Here is a 256-nt window from a genome sequence, read left to right as displayed (position 1 = left end):
CAGTTCGATCTCCTTGTCATCACAGGGGGTATTTGCCACCCCACCTGCCGCCCGGGTACGTAGTTGGGTAAAGATGTCCCAGGCCGCTTTCAGGTTGTCCGTGCCCCCCATAATCTGGAGATGTCTGCCCAGTGTTAACTCGATATCCTTGTTCTCACAGGGGGTGTTCGCCTTACCCCCTGCCGCCCGGGTGCGCAGACGGGTGTAGATGTCCAGAGCCGCTTTCAGGTTGTCCACTCCTCCTATAAGCTCGAGG

General features: G+C 58.2%; 1 protein-coding gene. It reads right to left on the bottom strand.

Going from position 1 to position 256, the window contains the following annotated elements; translation table 11 throughout:
* A partial coding sequence (locus tag E1189_RS01300) for a hypothetical protein (protein ID WP_196220955.1) occupies positions 1-256 on the bottom strand: 256 nt, incomplete at both ends.

This window comes from Parendozoicomonas verongulae, from assembly GCF_009711465.1.
Classification (GTDB): Bacteria; Pseudomonadota; Gammaproteobacteria; order Pseudomonadales; family Endozoicomonadaceae; genus Sansalvadorimonas; species Sansalvadorimonas verongulae.
This window is presented reverse-complemented; position numbering and strand designations above follow the sequence as displayed.